Consider the following 16,752-nt stretch of genomic DNA (forward strand, 5'->3'; position numbering starts at 1 on the left):
GATACAAAAACCACTGTTAAATGATTGTGTGAAATTATTCTCTGGGTGTTAACGGCTTGTGGGTGAAGTTGTATAGGTTTTTTGTCTGGATTAAAAATAGATACCAGTGACATCAACTGTAATATTGTCATTTCTGTAAATTAATGTAGTGTTTTTATCGCAAAGGTTGCCAATTGATGGTGGTTTAGTCATTATGCGCGCCTTATTCGAAAGAGGGGTCAGGCTTTCTGATCCACAAAAGCATACACAACATTCATCAGAATTATTCTAAGGGTTATCTGTGAAACAGACTTTAAAATTTTCCGATATCCTCGCAGTCGGCTTCATGCTGTTTGCGTTTTTCCTCGGTGCCGGTAACATCATTTTCCCACCGCTTGCAGGGCAACTTGCTGGTGATAATTTAATGCCAGCGATGTTTGGCTTCCTGCTGACGGCGGTTGGTCTTCCTTTGATCACCATTATTGCCATCGCGGTCGCAGGTGGAACTTGGGAACATTTAACCAAAGATCTACCCAAACAAGCTGCGATGCTGATGGCGGTGCTGATCTTCATCATTATTGGCCCTGCATTTGCTGCGCCGCGAACGGGTCTGGTTGCCTATGAAATGGCGATAAAACCGTTTTTCGCTGAAGCCGCGCAGTCGCATCTCACTATTTTCTCTGTGCTGTTTTTCGCGGTAGCGATCTTTTTCTCTTGGTCACAAGGTAAATTGATCGACGTGATCGGCAAAGTACTGACGCCAGCGCTGTTTGTGGGTTTGATTGTTCTGGCAGTTGCGGTGTTTGTTGACCCACAAGGTACGTTTATTGCGGCGCAGGGCGAGTACCTCACTCAGCCGCTGACCAAAGGTTTCCTAGAAGGTTACAACACCATGGATACATTTGGTTCGCTGATGTTCGGCATGCTAATCGTTGATGCGCTGCGCAATCGCGGCATCACTGAGCGTTCGGCAACCACGCGTTATTTGATCCTCGCGGGCGTGATTGCGGCGGCAGGACTGGCGTTTGTTTACGTTTCACTTTTCTATCTCGGTGCAACCAGCGCGACGGTAGCTGCGGGTGCTGACAACGGTGGCGTCGTTCTGAGCCTTTACGTTCAAGCTCTGTTTGGTCCTTATGGTCAAATCGTACTGTCGGTCATCGTGTTGCTGGCGTGTCTGACCACGGCGATTGGCCTTATCTCAGCCTGTTCCGATTACTTTAGCTCTCTGACTCCGCTTTCGTACAAAGCGTGGGTGGTAATTAACGGTGCCGCTTGTGCGGTTGTGGCGAATGTCGGTTTGGCGCAGCTGATTTCTCTGTCTGTTCCGGTGTTGTTTGCTCTTTACCCAGTGGCGATTGCCTTGGTTGCACTGACGTTTGTGCGCAAAAAACTGCCGAACCCACGTGTTGCTTACCGCGTAGTGATCTTAGTTTCACTGCTGTTTGCTTTGATCGACGCGGCAAAAGTCGCTGGTGTGGATGTGTCTGCGTTTAAAGTGCTGCCACTGTTTGAAGTCGGCATGGGCTGGTTGCTACCCACCGCTGCGGCGATTATCTGCATGTTCTTTGTTAGCCGCTCAGTGGCGCAAGAATTGACGCAGCAAAACGCATAACAGACGCAACACTTAAGCAACGAAAACAAAAAGCCCGGCGCTCATCCTGCCGGGCTTTTCCATTCTCAATATTTTTCTCAATTTTCTTTTTGAACGCTGAGTCGCAAGTATGACCGGCTTAAAGCTTGTCGTGGTACTCGACCAACACCTGCTCAACCCAAGTGGCGATGCGCTCATCGCTCAGTTCATATTGTGAGTCTTCATCTAGCGCTAAGCCGACAAAGTGCGTACCGTCTGCGGTCAACGCTTTTGAAGCGTCGAATTGATAGCCCTGATTTGGCCAGTAGCCGATAAACTCAGCGCCAGCGATTTTTAGCTCATCGTGCAGCAGCCCCATGGCATCGAGGAACCACTCGCCGTAGCCTTCTTGATCGCCAAGACCGAACAGGGCGACCGTTTTGCCTTGTACTGGTGAGCTAGACACTTGCTGCCAGATGGCCGACCAATCTTCCTGAATCTCACCAAAATCCCAGGTGGAGATGCCCAATAGCAGCAGATCATACTCTGCCATCAGGGAAAGAGGCGACTCTTTAACGTTGTGAACATCCACTAACTCTTCGCCAATCAAGGCGCGAATTTTCTCCGCTGCCATTTCGGTGTAGCAGGTGGTTGAGCCGTAAAACAATCCGATTTTCATGTTTGTCATCACTGCGATTGGTTAGAACACCGGATTCTACCCATATTTTGCTGAGGATTGCAGCGAATATCGCGCGCACAAGGATTTTTTATAGCATTAATAACCTGCCTGACATACTCTCAGGCCATTAAGTTCTAAATAGGATAAGGAAACAAGCATGCAGCAGTCTGCATCAATCAATATGCAGGACTTTGGCTTGGTGGAGCAGTTTCTCGATGCGATGTGGATGGAGCGCGGGTTGGCGGATAACACCCTTGCTTCTTACCGCAACGATCTGATGAAGTTGCTGCAATGGATGGAAACAAGCCATTACCGACTTGATTTCATTAGCTTATCTGGATTGCAAGAGTATCAAGCCTATTTAGCGGATCTCGATTATAAACAGACCTCGCGCGCCAGAATGTTGTCGGCGATTCGCCGCCTGTTTCAGTATCTGCACCGGGAGAAAATTCGCGCCGACGATCCGAGCGCGTTGCTGATCAGCCCCAAACTGCCGCAACGTCTACCCAAAGACATCAGCGAAGCGCAAGTGGATGCGCTGCTGGATGCGCCCGATGTGAATGATCCGCTGGAACTGCGTGACAAAGCGATGCTGGAGCTTTTGTATGCCACGGGCCTGCGGGTGACGGAACTGGTCAGCCTGACGATGGAAAACGTCAGTTTGCGCCAAGGGGTAGTGCGTGTCACGGGTAAAGGGGGCAAAGAGCGCTTGGTGCCGATGGGAGAAAACGCTATCGACTGGCTGGAAACCTTTATTAAACAAGGTCGCCCGGTGTTGCTCGGTGAGACGACCTCGGACGTGGTGTTTCCTAGTCAAAGGGCCAGACAGATGACGCGTCAGACCTTCTGGCACCGAATCAAACATTATGCGGTGATCGCAGGCATAGACACCGATCATCTCTCGCCGCACGTACTGCGCCACGCTTTTGCGACGCATTTATTGAACTATGGGGCGGATCTTCGGGTCGTACAGATGCTGCTCGGTCATAGTGACTTATCGACCACGCAAATTTATACTCACGTAGCAACTGAACGACTGAAACAGATTCACAGCGAACATCATCCGCGCGCTTAGCGGATGCCAAAATAAGGTGATTTTAATGAGCGTATTACGCCGACTAACTCTTTTGACTCTTCCGTTTTTTGTCACGGCGTGTGGCGCTGAAGAGAGCCATGCAACTACGCCAGCGACCGAGGTCGTTGCCAGTGCTAATGTTGCGAGTACCAACATAGATAGCGCCGCGTTAAAAGCCCGTTTTAGCAAACTTGGCCTGAATATTACCGATATTCAACCGTCCGATGTGGCTGGCTTGGTTGAGATCCAAACCAACAGCGGCGTGCTGTTTGCGTCAAACGATGGTAAGCATTTTATTGCCGGTACTCTGTATGCACTTGACGACAATGGCCAATACCGCGATGTGATTGCCGAACGTCAAGCTCCGCTCAATGCAGAAAAAATCGCCAAGTTTAGCGATAGCGTGATTGAATACAAAGCCGCCAATGAGAAATACGTCGTGACGGTGTTTACCGATACGACGTGTGGCTACTGTGTGCGCCTGCACAGCCAGATGAAAGAATATAACGACCTTGGCATTACCGTGCGTTACATGGCTTTCCCACGTCAAGGTGGTGTGAGTCCGGTGGCCGATCAAATGGCGGGCGTCTGGTGTGCTGCCGATCCGAAAGCGGCGATGCATGATGCGAAAGTAAACCGTAAATTTGCCCCAGCCGAAAATGATTTGGCGCAATGCAAAAAGACCATTGCCGCTCACTACCAGCTAGGTCAAGAGCTCGGTATCAATGGTACGCCAGCGATTTTTCTCGCCAGTGGCGAAATGATTGCTGGCTACTTGCCACCGGAAAAGCTTTTACAACGACTACAACAGCAATAAACCCATCCACATCCAAGGAGCAGAGCCAGGCGCTAGGCGTTTGGCTCTATTCAACGCATGATAGAAATACAACGTCGACCTGAACCCGACCTCTCTCTGTTGCCCGAGAGCCTCCCAGAACTGCTTAAGCGCATTTATATCAACCGTGGCGTGACGGATATTGCTCAGTTGGACAATGCCGCAAAAGGTCTCCATTCCTATCAAAAGCTGCATGGCATTAACCTCGCGGTCACACTGCTGTTTCAAGCCATTCAAGAGCAAAAACGCATCATCGTGGTTGGCGATTTTGATGCTGATGGCGCGACCAGCTCTGCCCTGTCTGTTTTGGCGCTGCGCATGCTCGGCAGCCGCAATGTCGATTATCTGGTGCCAAATCGTTTTGAAGATGGCTATGGCCTGAGTCCTGAAGTGGTGGATCAAGTGCTCGAACTGGGCGCAGAAATGATCATGACGGTCGACAACGGCGTCTCTTCCATTGAAGGGGTGAGGTATGCCAAGCAAAATGGCTTGCAAGTACTGGTGACCGATCACCACTTGCCGGGCGCGCAATTACCGGAGGTGGATGCCATGGTGAACCCGAATCTGCAAAGCTGTGCCTTTCCTTCCAAAGCACTAGCTGGGGTTGGCGTCGCCTTTTACCTGATGATGGCGCTGTGCGTACATATGCGAAAAGCGGGCTGGTTTGCCCAGCAAGGCATGGCCGAGCCCAAGTTGATGGAACTGGTCGATTTGGTGGCGCTTGGCACTGTAGCGGACGTGGTGCCTCTGGATGAAAATAACCGCATTTTGGTTCATCAAGGTTTGCAACGTATTCGCGCTGGTAAAGCACGCCCGGGAATTCAAGCGCTGATCGAAGTGGCTAAGCGCGATGCGCGTCGTCTGGTGGCCGCCGATTTTGGCTTCGCACTTGGGCCGCGCATCAATGCCGCGGGGCGTCTTGATGATATGTCTTTCGGCGTTGAGCTACTGCTGAGTAACAACATCCACGCGGCGAGGCGCATGGCCAACGAGCTGGATGCGCTCAACCAAACGCGCAAAGAAATTGAAGAAGGGATGAAGCAAGAAGCGCTGGCGTTTTGTGAGCGTCTGGAGTTTGGAGAGAACACCGAACTACCGTATGGATTGGCGCTGTTCCAACGCGATTGGCATCAAGGGGTCATTGGCATTCTCGCCTCGCGCATCAAGGAGAAATACCATCGCCCGGTGATCGCGTTTGCCGATGGCGGTGATGGTTTGATCAAAGGCTCCTGTCGCTCTGTTCCCGGTTTACACATGCGTGATGCGTTGGATCTTATCGACACGCAAAACCCAGGTTTGATCCTCAAGTTTGGCGGACACGCCATGGCGGCGGGGTTGACCATCAAAGAGGCCGATTTTACGCGCTTTAGCCATCTGTTTGATCAGGTTGTGAAACAAGAGCTGGATGAAGCGGCGCTCAAGGGGATCATTCTTTCCGATGGCGAGCTCCAACCGGAGCAGTTTTCTATGCATACCGCGGAAATGCTGCGTTCGGCGGGGCCGTGGGGACAAGGCTTCCCTGAACCCGTTTTTGATGGTGAGTTCAAACTGCTGCATCAAAAACTGGTGGGTGAGAAGCACCTCAAACTGATGCTCGAACCGCTTTTTAAAGGCCACCCGACTAACATCATGGTGGATGGTATCGCCTTTAACGTCGATCTGCGCCGCTGGCCTGATGCGTCGGTGAAAACCGTGCGTTTGGCCTATAAACTCGACATCAACGAGTTCCGAGGCAATCAATCATTGCAATTGATGGTGGACCATCTCGAAGCCAGATAAATGTCCATCCGAAGCCCCGAGTCGTGGGCTTCGGATGCTTTGGCTGACGAGTCAACATCGGCCAAATTTTTCCTGTATCTCTGTCACATTTTTCAGTAGAATTCTGCGGTTAAATTCTACTCTAAAATGTTGAGCCAACATGTTTGAAATCAATCCTATTAAAAACCGTCTTCAGGACGTGTCTGCGCGCACGAATGTCCTGAGGGGGTATCTTTGACTACGACGCCAAGAAAGAGCGTCTTGAAGAAGTCAACGCAGAACTAGAACAACCTGACGTTTGGAACGAGCCAGAACGTGCTCAAGCGCTTGGCCGTGAACGCGCTTCATTGGAAGCGGTAGTGGATACCATCGACCAGCTTGATCAAGGCGTTGACGATGTTGAAGGTTTGCTTGAACTCGCCATCGAGGCAGAAGATCAAGAAACGTTTGACGAAATTGACCCAGAGCTGGAAGCGTTAGAAGAGAAACTGGCAGGTCTTGAGTTCCGCCGTATGTTCTCTGGCGCGCACGATTCGTCCGATTGTTACATCGACTTGCAAGCCGGTTCTGGCGGCACAGAAGCGCAAGATTGGACCAGCATGATGCTGCGTATGTATCTGCGCTGGGCCGAAGCGAAAGGCTTTAAAACCGAAGTGATTGAAGTCTCGGAAGGCGACGTGGCGGGTCTGAAATCGGTCACCGTACGCATTGTCGGCGATTACGCTTATGGCTGGCTGCGTACCGAAACGGGCGTACACCGTTTAGTACGTAAATCGCCTTTTGACTCGGGCGGTCGTCGTCACACTTCATTTGCTTCTGCGTTCGTTTATCCTGAGGTTGACGAAAACATCGATATCGACATTAATCCGGCCGATCTGCGTATCGACGTATATCGTGCGTCTGGTGCAGGTGGTCAGCACGTTAACACCACCGAATCGGCGGTACGTATTACCCACGTACCAACTAACACTGTGGTACAGTGCCAAAACGATCGTTCTCAGCACAAGAACAAAGATCAGGCGATGAAACAACTGCGTGCGAAGCTGTTCGAGCTAGAACTGCAAAAGCAAAACGCAGAGAAACAAGCGAATGAAGATGCGAAGTCCGATATCGGTTGGGGCAGCCAGATCCGTTCTTACGTACTGGACGACTCTCGTATCAAAGATTTACGTACCGGCATTGAAAACCGCAATACCCAAGCGGTGCTTGATGGCGATCTGGACAAATTTATCGAAGCCAGCCTGAAATCTGGCTTATAAGCTTTTCACCGACAAAACAGGATAGATCGAAAAATGACTGATGCTGTTCAAAATGAAACCGTACAAGACGCTTCTACACCAGAAGAGAATAAGCTCATTGCAGAGCGCCGCGCGAAGCTAGAGCAAATTCGCAAGAGCTGCAAAGCCAATGGCCATCCAAACGACTTCCGTCGTGACAGCCTTGCTGGCGACCTTCAGAAACAGTTCGGTGAAAAGAGCAAAGAAGAGCTGGAAGCGCTAAACCATGTGGTGGCGATCGCGGGCCGTATTATGGCGAAGCGTGGCCCATTCTTGGTTATCCAAGAGACCACTGGCCGCATTCAAGCGTACGCAGATAAAGATGTACAAAAAGTACTGAAAGAGCAATACCAAGGTCTGGATATCGGTGACATCATCGGTATTAAAGGTGCGTTGCACAAATCGGGTAAAGGCGATCTCTACGTCAACATGGAAGAGTACGAATTGCTCACTAAAGCATTGCGTCCTCTGCCAGAGAAATTCCACGGTTTGACTGACCAAGAACAGCGTTACCGTCAGCGTTATGTGGATCTGATTGTGAACGAAGATTCGCGCAACGCGTTCAAAATTCGCTCTAAGCTGATTTCTGCTATCCGTCGTTATATGGAGTCAAAAGACTTTATGGAAGTGGAAACGCCAATGATGCAAGTGATCCCGGGGGGCGCATCTGCGCGTCCGTTTATCACGCATCACAATGCACTGGATCAGCAAATGTTCCTGCGTATTGCACCTGAGTTGTACCTCAAGCGTTTGGTGGTCGGTGGTTTCGAACGTGTATTCGAAATCAACCGTAACTTCCGTAATGAGGGTCTTTCTCCACGCCACAACCCAGAATTCACTATGATTGAGTTCTACATGGCGTACGCAGACTACAACGACCTGATCGATCTGACCGAAGACATGCTACGCACGGTTGCACTGGAAGTGTTGGGCCACACGTCAATGCCGTACGGCGATTTCACTGTGGAATTCGGCGGCAAGTACGCACGTATGACCATGCTGGAAGCGATCAAGCACTACAACCCAGATCACGCTGACATTCAGGCGTTGACGGTAGAAGATGTGCAGGATCGTGACAAGCTGGTGGCTATCGCGAAATCACTGGATATCTACGTAGAGAAATTCTGGACCTGTGGCCAGCTACTGGAAGAGATCTTCGGTGAAACCGCAGAGCCAAAACTGATCCAGCCAACCTTCATCACTGGCTACCCGGCAGACATCTCTCCGCTGGCACGCCGTAGCGATGACAATCCGTTCTTCACTGACCGCTTTGAATTCTTCATCGGTGGCCGCGAAGTGGCAAACGGCTTCTCTGAGCTGAATGATGCGGAAGATCAGGACCAGCGTTTCAAAGCGCAGGTGGACGCGAAAGATGCCGGTGACGACGAAGCGATGTTCTATGACGCGGACTACATCACTGCGCTTGAGCACGGCCTACCGCCAACGGCAGGACAAGGCATTGGTATCGACCGTCTGGCGATGTTGCTGACCAACACGCACACCATTCGCGACGTGATTCTGTTCCCTGCGATGCGCCCGCAGTCGCAAGCACAATAAGCACACAAAAATAGCAAAAACCACCTTCGGGTGGTTTTTTTATCTATGCTGAAACCAAGATGATACGCATCACACTTTTGAGACAAGGCCTTTTTCTTAACTCGAAAGGTGCAAAGAATTTATTTGCTATCTTATTGGTATTCCTTCTATTTTTTTAGTGAAAATGTCAGTTTGCTTCCAAAGCTAAGTGGTGAGCATATCAATTGTCAGTGGTCTTATTTATAAGACAGACTTGAATGTCATTACTCTTGATAATGTATGCAAAGAAAGATCGTAGTAAGAAGAATATAAGGGTGTTCTATGGCTGGTCAGTTTAAGATGGATTCTGTCCCGGGTTCTCTTGTGGTGGTAGGCGGATCGTACGAGCCTTGGCTATCTGTGTTAGAGCAGGTTGGCTGGAAGTGTCATCAAAGCGGTGACCTGCGCAAAGCCGATGCACTTTTGGCTGATATTGGTCCTTGTATCGGGATTGTGGATCTCAGCCATGATGAATTTAGCCTCAATGGCATTGCTAACTTGGTCAGTGCACACAAACACGTTCGTTGGCTGGCGTTTATTCGCGAGTCTCAACTCAGCTCTGACACGATTTGCCAGTTTATCGTCAACTTCTGCATCGATTTCTTCACCGCCCCTATTCCGGATGCTCAGCTCCTTAGCACCATTGGGCACCAACTTGGCATGCTCAAATTAGAGAAGAAAGTGTGGCCAAGTTTTGGCAATAATCAGGATATGGGGCTTATCGGCGATTCCATCCCGATGAAGCGCTTACGTGATCAGATCAAACGGATCGGCCCAACCGATGTGAGCATTCTTATCTACGGCGAAAACGGTACTGGCAAAGAGACAGTGGCTCGTGCGGTACATAAAATCTCGTCGCGTGCACACAAGCCGTTTTTCTCGGTAAAGTGTCGAGCGTTAAGCGAAAAGCGCTTTCAAGCGGACGTGTTTGGCATTGGCGCGGACGACAATGCAGGGCCATCGATTCTTGAACAGGCTGACGGCGGCACCGTGCTGTTCAACGATATTCTAACCATCTCAAAAACTCAGCAGTTGAATCTGCTGCGCTTCTTGCAAGAGGGAACTATCGAAACCAACGATGGAATGAAGAGCGTCAATGTTCGCATTTTAGCTGCGAACTCATCGGATATTGAGAAGGCGTTGATCGACGGCGATTTTAACGAAGAGCTTTATCACTACATCAATGTGCTGCGCATTAATGTGCCGAGCTTAAAGGAGCGAGCTAGCGATATCGGCCTTTTGGCGCGCTATTACTTGCAGGAATTCTCCAAAGAGTACAACTCGCAAGCCAAAAGTTTATCCGAAGATGCGCAGCGTGCCCTAACACGCTATTTTTGGCCGGGTAACGTACGTGAGTTGATGAATCAGATCAAACGCGCGGTTTTGATGTCAGACAACGTGATGATCGAGGAGTCGCTGCTTGATCTCCCCAAGCGGGGGGAGAGTAAACGCAGCCTAAAGAGCATTCGAGAAAAGAGTGAGCGCGACGCATTACTGCTGGTGTTGGAATCTCATTCAGGCCAAGTGTCGAACGCAGCCAAAGAGCTCGGTGTTTCACGGGCGACGATGTACCGCTTGCTGAACAAACACAATCTGATCTCTGAACAAGTCGTTTAAATCGGTTGATTCTTACAAGGCCACCTCGCAAGTGGCTTTCTATTTTTAGATTCAGTGGAATTTTTTATATTCTATAGTTGAATATCTTATTTCTAACGCTATATGCAATTTGTATATAGGGAAATCTACGGTATTTTTACAATTGCCTAAAAAGTGTTTGATTATAAGGTGGTTTTGGCTAGAATTTAACCGTGACTACTTAGTCACATCCTATCAAATCGTTTGGATTAATAACCTCAGGAGGGGCATAACATGTTGAATCTTTTTGCACATCAACCCGCTTTTGCTTCTCGAGATACACATTCATCTGTGATGTTTGCTGGTGTTGGCGCAGGCGCTGATACCCGTATTGATGGTTAGTTAATCCGCACCTTTAGTTTGTAATTGGGCTGCGGAAAATGGCAGCTCGGTTAGAGACATTCGTTATCTTCATTTTTAGTGTCTGCCATTTTTCTCAGCAAAAATTTTGTTTTTGGAGAAAAATTATGCGTCATTCTATTTATTTGAAATTAGCCACTTTGCTGGTGCAAGCCGATCTAAAACGTGAAGAACGCCAATGGGCGGCGCGCGTTCGCCGCAGTCGTTATGATGTTCCTTGGGCCAATGCGTTTTTGCTCAAAGATATCGGTTTGGACGAAGGTGGACGAATGAATCCGAATACGGTACCTGATGAAGTGAAAGTCGCTCGTCGTATGCGTCATATGCGTCGAGTATTAAGTGCGCGAATACCAACGTAAAACTAAGGCTGCGACGCGTTTTGGGTCGCAGCCTTAACCGCTTACGGACAGGGATTGGAATACGTGGTGCCAATCTCTTGAATCTTAGTTAACACCTCATCACTTAAATCAATATTAATGCTGTCAATATTGGCTTTAAGCTGCGCAATACTGGTTGCACCGATGATATTGGCAGCAACAAATGGGCGCTGGTTGACGAAGGCCAGTGCCATTTGAGCTGGATCTAAGCCTGCTTCTTGCGCCAACGCGACATAGGCTTGTGTGGCCTTAATCCCTTGCGGAGTAAAATAGCGTTGAAAGCGTTCAAACAGGCTGCATCTCGCCCCCGCGGGTTTGGCTCCATTCAAGTATTTCCCACTCAGGCAACCAAACGCCATTGGGGAATAAGCTAATAGCTGGACGCCTTCGTAGTGGCTTATTTCTGACAAACCGACTTCAAAACTGCGATTGAGCAAGTTGTAAGGATTTTGAATCGAGACAATTCTTGGTAAATCGTGCTTTTCGGCCAAACGCAGTAAACTCATCACGCCCCAAGGCGTTTCATTTGATACGCCGATATAACGCACTTTTCCTGCTTTGACCAATTCAGTTAGCGCCTCTAAGGTTTCTATCAGAGTGACCTCTTCTTGGGCGTCTGGGTAAGGGTAGTTTAGCTGGCCGAAGCAATTGGTTTGTCTTTGTGGCCAGTGTAACTGGTAGAGATCGACGTAGTCAGTTTGCAGACGTTGTAAGCTGTCGTTGAGAGCGGTATGGATATGGCGGCGGTTTAAACTCATGTTGTCGCGGATATAGGGGACATTTCTGGGGCCCGCCACTTTAGTCGCCAGTACGACTTTTTCCCGTTTGCCTGACTTGTTCAGCCAATTACCGATAAACTGTTCTGTAAGACCTTGCGTTTCCGCTTTAGGCGGTACCGGGTACATTTCTGCGGTATCGATAAAATTGACGCCATGATCTACGGCGTAGTCAAGCTGGTCAAAGGCGTCCTGCTCGGTATTTTGTTCGCCAAACGTCATTGTGCCTAAGCAAATTTTGCTGATCTCAAGGCTGGAGTGGGGAAGTTTGCTATATCGCATGGCACATCCTTGTCGGTAGAGAGTGAAGTCAACTCAAGCAGGGTTTTGTCTGTCTCAACTGATTGAATTGTAGGTGATCAATATAGGGGAAATTAGGCCATTGCCCAAGTGGTTTGCATGCGATTCGTAATCTCGTTACTTTTGACTAAACTGGATCATGACAGGACTTGTTATCACGGAAGTAGGAGCAGGATGATGCAAAAACATCAGCTGGATCTGTGGATGCAGAGTCATTATAAAGAGGGCGGTGAAATGCCCAAAGTGTTTGTGGTTGGTCGATCGAATGTCAATGAGTACTCACTAGCGGTGGAATACAAGCACCATTTTGAACCGATCATCGATGGTGATGAGCCGATCCATTTTACCTCATTGGAGCAGGTTAAAGACGAACTGGTGCGACTTGGGATCGATAAAGCGTATCTGCGTTTGCATAACGCTTACGAAGAGTGCTGCAGCCCTAAAGCGAGCCTCTATTGTGACATCGAAATCGCCGTTACTCCTCATTAACGGCCGCAATGAATGCGCTGTTGAGTATCTGTTCGGTAAATTGAGTGCGCAGATAAAAGCCTCTGGGTAGAGTTTTGATCGGTTTGCCGTTTGCATTGTATGCTTCGGTCAGAGCACGGCTATTTGCGGCTTTTGGCCTCAAGTGGAGTGCTTCGCCACGTCGCGCGGAAATTTGATCGTACTGGCCAAGAGCGATCTGTTCCATCAACTCTTCCCAATCTTGGCGTATGATAATTTCTTGCTCGGCTGAGGGAGACCAAATTAGTGGTGATCCGACTCGTCTCATGGCGAGCGGAATTTCTCGCTCACCTTCGACTGGAATCCATAGTACGCGAGAGAGCTTGTTGCGCACATGGCTGTTGTGCCACGTAAGACCATGAATCCCTGTTAAAGGCGCGACGCATACAAAGGTGGTTTCCAAAGGCTTGCCACTGTAACTGACAGGGATGCTTTTCAGTTCAATTCCCAGTTCAGAAAAATCTTGTTGTGGTTTACTACCTGCTGGGGCTCCCAAGTGCCATTCTAGAAGTTGTCCGACCCACCCTTTGTCCCGCTTGAGGTTTTCGGGAACTGCCATGCCCGCTTCTTCTGCCAGTTCTGCAAAACTAAGTCCTGCAATTTGTCTCGCGCGCTCAAGGAGCTCATGTTCTGACTGGGGAACGGGTTTCATGATAGTTGGCTCTGGCAAATAAAAGCGCCATTTTAGCAAAAAATATGGTTTGGGAAGCAGTGAAAATCGATCAAAAAGCATTATTTCGGGATCTTTAGACAAGTTATCCACAGAATTCTGTGCTTGTTTTGCTAGTCACTTAGGTTCATGGATCAATAAACAGTGCTTTGGATGCAAATAGAGGCTTGATTTTCAGGATGGACTCTGGGTTTCCCCCACTTTAGTGTGGATAAACTGGTCGCTGTATGATCTTTGAGCGATCTGTTTGTGGTTAAAAGATCATCAGGGTTTTGCGGCTATTTTAAGTGGGGGTTGGGTCGTTAAGCATTTAATAAATAATATTTATTTTCTATTTCTCATTTAATGCCTTTTAAAATGAGTTTATTTTTTCTTCCTAGCATTAAGGCTTTTTTCTCATTCTTCACAAAGTTATTCACAGAAAAGGTGAATAAATGTGGGTTATGTCTCAATCTTGTGTTGATAACTACTATATCGCTGTAAAGTTATGCACTAAAGCTCGAAACGCGATAAATCTTAGCGATATCACATCAGTAAGTTTGCTACTGCTGGGGATATGTGGAAAAATCACTGTAATAAAAATTTATTTTAGAGGTTAGCCAGTGATAGATGGCGATGGTTACCGGCTGAATGTTGGTATAGTGATTTGCAATAACCATGGTCAGGTCTTCTGGGCTAAGCGATACGGGCAACACTCTTGGCAATTTCCTCAAGGGGGAATTGATGATGGAGAAACTCCAGAACAGGCCATGTTCCGCGAGTTGTACGAAGAAGTCGGTCTTACACACAAAGATGTTAAGATTATAGCGAGCAGTCGTCACTGGTTAAGATACAAACTACCAAAACGTCTGGTTCGCTGGGACTCTAAGCCTGTTTGTATCGGCCAAAAACAGAAATGGTTTCTTTTGCGTCTTGAATGTGATGAATCCAGGATTGATATGCAAAGAGGAAGCTCTCCTGAATTTGATGGTTGGCGCTGGGTGAGCTATTGGTATCCGGTTAGACAAGTGGTCTCATTTAAACGCGATGTTTATCGTCGGGCGATGAAAGAGTTCGCCTCTTTAGCTATGCCTTTTCGAGAACGTAAGGTGAAAGGTAAGAAAAGCAAACGCAGAGGATAACTATGCTGAGCCAACTAAGGGAGATAGTTGAAAAAGTTTCTCGGGTCGAAGATGTTCATCAGGCATTGAACATTTTAGTTCGAGAAACTTGTACAGCATTGAACACGGAGTGTTGCACCATTTACCTCGCGAATGAGGAGAGGCAGCGCCTGGAGCTAATGGCAACACAGGGGCTGATTTTCCAGGGAGATAGTATCCACATTCGTTTTGAAGAGGGGTTGGTGGGCTTAGTGAAGCGCAGTGCCGAACCGCTTAACTTGGCCGAAGCGTCTAAACATCCTGCATTTAAATATTTTCCTCAATTAGGCGAAAAGGTTTACCACTCCTTTCTTGGGGCGCCGATCATTCACCGTAAAAAGGTGCTTGGGGTGTTGGTCATCCAGCAGAAAACACCGCGCCTGTTTAATGAAATGGAAGAGTCATTTCTGGTGACCTTGTCTGCGCAGTTAGCGGTGTTGATCGCGCATGCACAAAGCCAAGGGCACTGGTCCCTTTCCTCTAAACCCGCTGCGATTCAAGGTATTGCCGCTTCCAGTGGCGTCGCGATTGGCGAGTTCTGGTTTGATAACTCTCAGCCGCAGCTTGCTGAGGTGTGTCCGGCGTCCACTCTGGATAAAGAGCGTGAGCAAGAGTGGCTGCTGGTCTCGATCGAAGCGGCTTTAGCTGATTTCCGGCGTATGCGTAAAAAATTCGACAGCGAAATCAACAAAGATGCGCTGGCGATATTCGACTTGTTTACCCATTTGCTCAATGATCCCATGTTACGCACCGATTTGAAAAAGCATATCGAACGGGGGGATCGCGCAGACTGGGCGCTGCGCCAAGTGGTGGAAAGCTACTCCAACCGCTTTGCCCGTATGTCGGATGTCTATTTGCGTGAGCGTGCGCAAGACGTGCGTGAGCTTGGGCAACGATTGCTCTTTTTTCTGCACAACAGTGAACATGAGTTGCAACCTGTTGATCGTCCGGTGATCTTGGTTGCTCATGAGCTGACGGCTTCTCTGCTCGCTTCCATTCCTAAAGAATACTTACTGGCGGTTGTTTCTCTTGAAGGGGCGGCAAACTCGCATGCGGCGATTTTATCGCGCGCCTTAGGCGTGCCTGCAGTGATGGGGGCCAATCTCAATCTGGCAGAAGTTCATGGCAAAAAGGGGATTGTTGATGGCTACACTGGTGAAATTTACCTAGAGCCAAACAAGCAGATATTGCGTGAATACCGCAATCTGATCACGGAAGAGACCGAACTGCATGTCATCGTCAACCAAGAGTTGGCGGAGCCTGCGCAAACGCTGGATAAAGTATCGGTAGAGCTACTCCTGAATGCAGGGCTCAGTGCCGATAGCAATATTGCCATTAACTCTGGCGTGGATGGTGTGGGATTGTATCGCACTGAAATTGCCTTTTTGCTGCAACACCGATTCCCCTCCGAAGAGGAGCAATGGCAGCAGTACCGCGCTATTCTCAACAGCTACCCTAACCAACGAGTGGTGATGCGCACTTTAGATATCGGTGGAGACAAAGCGCTGCCCTATCTACCAATTGAAGAAGATAACCCGTTCCTTGGCTGGCGTGGGATACGCTTTACTTTAGATCATCCAGATATTTTTCTCATTCAAGTGCGCGCGATGTTGCGTGCCAGCATTGAGCACAACAATCTCAACATTTTGTTGCCGATGATTTCTGGCGTGCGGGAGCTGGATGATGCCGTTCGTTTAATTGAGCAAGCCTATCAAGACGTGCTGCAATTTGCACCGCAAGTCCAGCGGCCAAAAATCGGCATTATGATCGAAGTGCCGTCAATGGTGTATTTGATCCCGGTCATCGCCAAACGGGTCGATTTTGTTTCGGTGGGAACCAACGATTTAACCCAGTATTTATTGGCGGTTGACCGGAACAATTCGCGGGTCGCGGATGTCTACGAATCCATGCATCCTGCGGTGATGCAAGTGCTCAGGCAGATCCGCCAACAGTGTGAAAAGTACCAGTTACCCGTGTGTATCTGTGGGGAATTGGCGGGTGATCCTTTTGGAGCTCTGCTGTTGCTTGGCTTGGGATATCGCAGTTTAAGCATGAACACCTCTAACGTGGCGAGGATTAAGTATTTGATTCGCCACAGTCAGCTCAGTGATTTACAACAACTGGCGCAACGCGCGCTCGACATGTCGTATGGCGATGAAATTAGCCAGATGATGCGAGCGCATTTTATTGAACATGATTTTGCTGGCTTTGTTCGTGCTGGTAAAAAGTAGAGTAGG

General features: G+C 48.8%; 14 protein-coding genes. 11 read left to right on the forward strand and 3 right to left on the reverse strand.

The annotated features are described in order from the left end of the window. Positions 1-280 precede the first annotated feature (280 nt). Positions 281-1,594 (forward strand): branched-chain amino acid transport system II carrier protein, encoded by a 1,314-nt coding sequence (brnQ, locus tag EWA64_RS11420; RefSeq protein WP_061894171.1) that lies wholly within the window; start codon positions 281-283, stop codon positions 1,592-1,594. Between the two features lie 118 nt (positions 1,595-1,712). Here brnQ and fldB read toward each other — a convergent pair whose 3' ends face one another. Further along, on the reverse strand, positions 1,713-2,231 hold the full coding sequence (gene fldB, locus EWA64_RS11425; RefSeq protein WP_061894172.1) for a flavodoxin FldB: 519 nt from the start codon (positions 2,229-2,231) through the stop codon (positions 1,713-1,715). A gap of 157 nt (positions 2,232-2,388) precedes the next feature. Here fldB and xerD point away from each other — a divergent pair, with 157 nt between their 5' ends. The 7 genes from xerD (at position 2,389) to EWA64_RS11460 (ending at position 11,105) form a co-directional block, all read left to right on the forward strand. Further along, positions 2,389-3,306, forward strand: a complete 918-nt coding sequence (gene xerD / locus EWA64_RS11430) for a site-specific tyrosine recombinase XerD (RefSeq protein ID WP_039424106.1) — start codon at positions 2,389-2,391, stop codon at positions 3,304-3,306. A 25-nt stretch (positions 3,307-3,331) separates the two neighbouring features. Continuing rightward, positions 3,332-4,123: a bifunctional protein-disulfide isomerase/oxidoreductase DsbC gene (gene dsbC, locus EWA64_RS11435; protein ID WP_170320330.1), complete on the forward strand. Its 792-nt coding sequence runs from the start codon at positions 3,332-3,334 to the stop codon at positions 4,121-4,123. A gap of 57 nt (positions 4,124-4,180) precedes the next feature. Continuing rightward, entirely contained in the window at positions 4,181-5,920 is a 1,740-nt protein-coding gene (recJ, locus tag EWA64_RS11440; protein ID WP_061894174.1) for a single-stranded-DNA-specific exonuclease RecJ, read from the forward strand. A gap of 139 nt (positions 5,921-6,059) precedes the next feature. Next, positions 6,060-7,158, forward strand: a protein-coding gene (prfB, locus tag EWA64_RS11445) for a peptide chain release factor 2 (protein WP_139045661.1) whose coding sequence is annotated in 2 segments (ribosomal slippage) — positions 6,060-6,134 and positions 6,136-7,158 — 1,098 coding nt in all. Because the reading frame shifts where the segments join, the coding sequence is not laid out codon by codon here. A 33-nt stretch (positions 7,159-7,191) separates the two neighbouring features. Continuing rightward, on the forward strand, positions 7,192-8,733 hold the full coding sequence (gene lysS / locus EWA64_RS11450) for a lysine--tRNA ligase (protein WP_061894176.1): 1,542 nt from the start codon (positions 7,192-7,194) through the stop codon (positions 8,731-8,733). Positions 8,734-9,033: 300 nt separating this feature from the next. Then, positions 9,034-10,368, forward strand: coding sequence for a cyclic-di-GMP-binding transcriptional regulator VpsR (gene vpsR / locus EWA64_RS11455; RefSeq protein WP_061894177.1), 1,335 nt, complete (start codon positions 9,034-9,036; stop codon positions 10,366-10,368). Positions 10,369-10,853: 485 nt separating this feature from the next. Next, a complete protein-coding gene (locus EWA64_RS11460; RefSeq protein ID WP_061894178.1) occupies positions 10,854-11,105 on the forward strand; it encodes a hypothetical protein in 252 nt (83 codons plus the stop codon). Positions 11,106-11,146: 41 nt separating this feature from the next. Here the strand turns inward: EWA64_RS11460 and EWA64_RS11465 are convergent, their stop codons facing one another. After that, entirely contained in the window at positions 11,147-12,181 is a 1,035-nt protein-coding gene (locus EWA64_RS11465; RefSeq protein WP_061894179.1) for an NADP(H)-dependent aldo-keto reductase, read from the reverse strand. Positions 12,182-12,376: 195 nt separating this feature from the next. On the opposite strand from EWA64_RS11465, the gene EWA64_RS11470 reads away from it, so the two are divergent. Further along, entirely contained in the window at positions 12,377-12,688 is a 312-nt protein-coding gene (locus tag EWA64_RS11470; protein ID WP_061894180.1) for a DUF6482 family protein, read from the forward strand. Here the strand turns inward: EWA64_RS11470 and mutH are convergent. Further along, entirely contained in the window at positions 12,675-13,358 is a 684-nt protein-coding gene (gene mutH, locus EWA64_RS11475; protein WP_061894222.1) for a DNA mismatch repair endonuclease MutH, read from the reverse strand. The genes EWA64_RS11470 and mutH overlap by 14 nt on opposite strands. Before the next feature lie 620 nt (positions 13,359-13,978). On the opposite strand from mutH, the gene rppH reads away from it, so the two are divergent. Both rppH and ptsP read left to right on the forward strand, forming a co-directional pair. After that, on the forward strand, positions 13,979-14,497 hold the full coding sequence (gene rppH, locus EWA64_RS11480) for an RNA pyrophosphohydrolase (protein ID WP_039424132.1): 519 nt from the start codon (positions 13,979-13,981) through the stop codon (positions 14,495-14,497). 2 nt (positions 14,498-14,499) lie between these two features. Next, positions 14,500-16,746 carry a phosphoenolpyruvate--protein phosphotransferase gene (gene ptsP, locus EWA64_RS11485; RefSeq protein ID WP_061894181.1) on the forward strand — a complete coding sequence of 749 codons (2,247 nt, stop codon included), beginning with the start codon at positions 14,500-14,502 and terminating at the stop codon, positions 16,744-16,746. Positions 16,747-16,752 lie beyond the last annotated feature (6 nt).

Source organism: Vibrio cidicii, from assembly GCF_009665415.1.
Lineage (GTDB): Bacteria > Pseudomonadota > Gammaproteobacteria > Enterobacterales > Vibrionaceae > Vibrio > Vibrio cidicii.

Coding starts and splice junctions, on each gene's coding strand:
- vpsR (WP_061894177.1), top strand. CDS start 9,034: ATGGCTGGTCAGTTTAAGATGGATTCTGTCCCGGGTTCTCTTGTGGTG.
- EWA64_RS11465 (WP_061894179.1), bottom strand. CDS start 12,181: ATGCGATATAGCAAACTTCCCCACTCCAGCCTTGAGATCAGCAAAATT.
- mutH (WP_061894222.1), bottom strand. CDS start 13,358: ATGAAACCCGTTCCCCAGTCAGAACATGAGCTCCTTGAGCGCGCGAGA.
- ptsP (WP_061894181.1), top strand. CDS start 14,500: ATGCTGAGCCAACTAAGGGAGATAGTTGAAAAAGTTTCTCGGGTCGAA.
- EWA64_RS11460 (WP_061894178.1), top strand. CDS start 10,854: ATGCGTCATTCTATTTATTTGAAATTAGCCACTTTGCTGGTGCAAGCC.
- dsbC (WP_170320330.1), top strand. CDS start 3,332: ATGAGCGTATTACGCCGACTAACTCTTTTGACTCTTCCGTTTTTTGTC.
- EWA64_RS11470 (WP_061894180.1), top strand. CDS start 12,377: ATGCAAAAACATCAGCTGGATCTGTGGATGCAGAGTCATTATAAAGAG.
- recJ (WP_061894174.1), top strand. CDS start 4,181: ATGATAGAAATACAACGTCGACCTGAACCCGACCTCTCTCTGTTGCCC.
- xerD (WP_039424106.1), top strand. CDS start 2,389: ATGCAGCAGTCTGCATCAATCAATATGCAGGACTTTGGCTTGGTGGAG.
- lysS (WP_061894176.1), top strand. CDS start 7,192: ATGACTGATGCTGTTCAAAATGAAACCGTACAAGACGCTTCTACACCA.
- fldB (WP_061894172.1), bottom strand. CDS start 2,231: ATGAAAATCGGATTGTTTTACGGCTCAACCACCTGCTACACCGAAATG.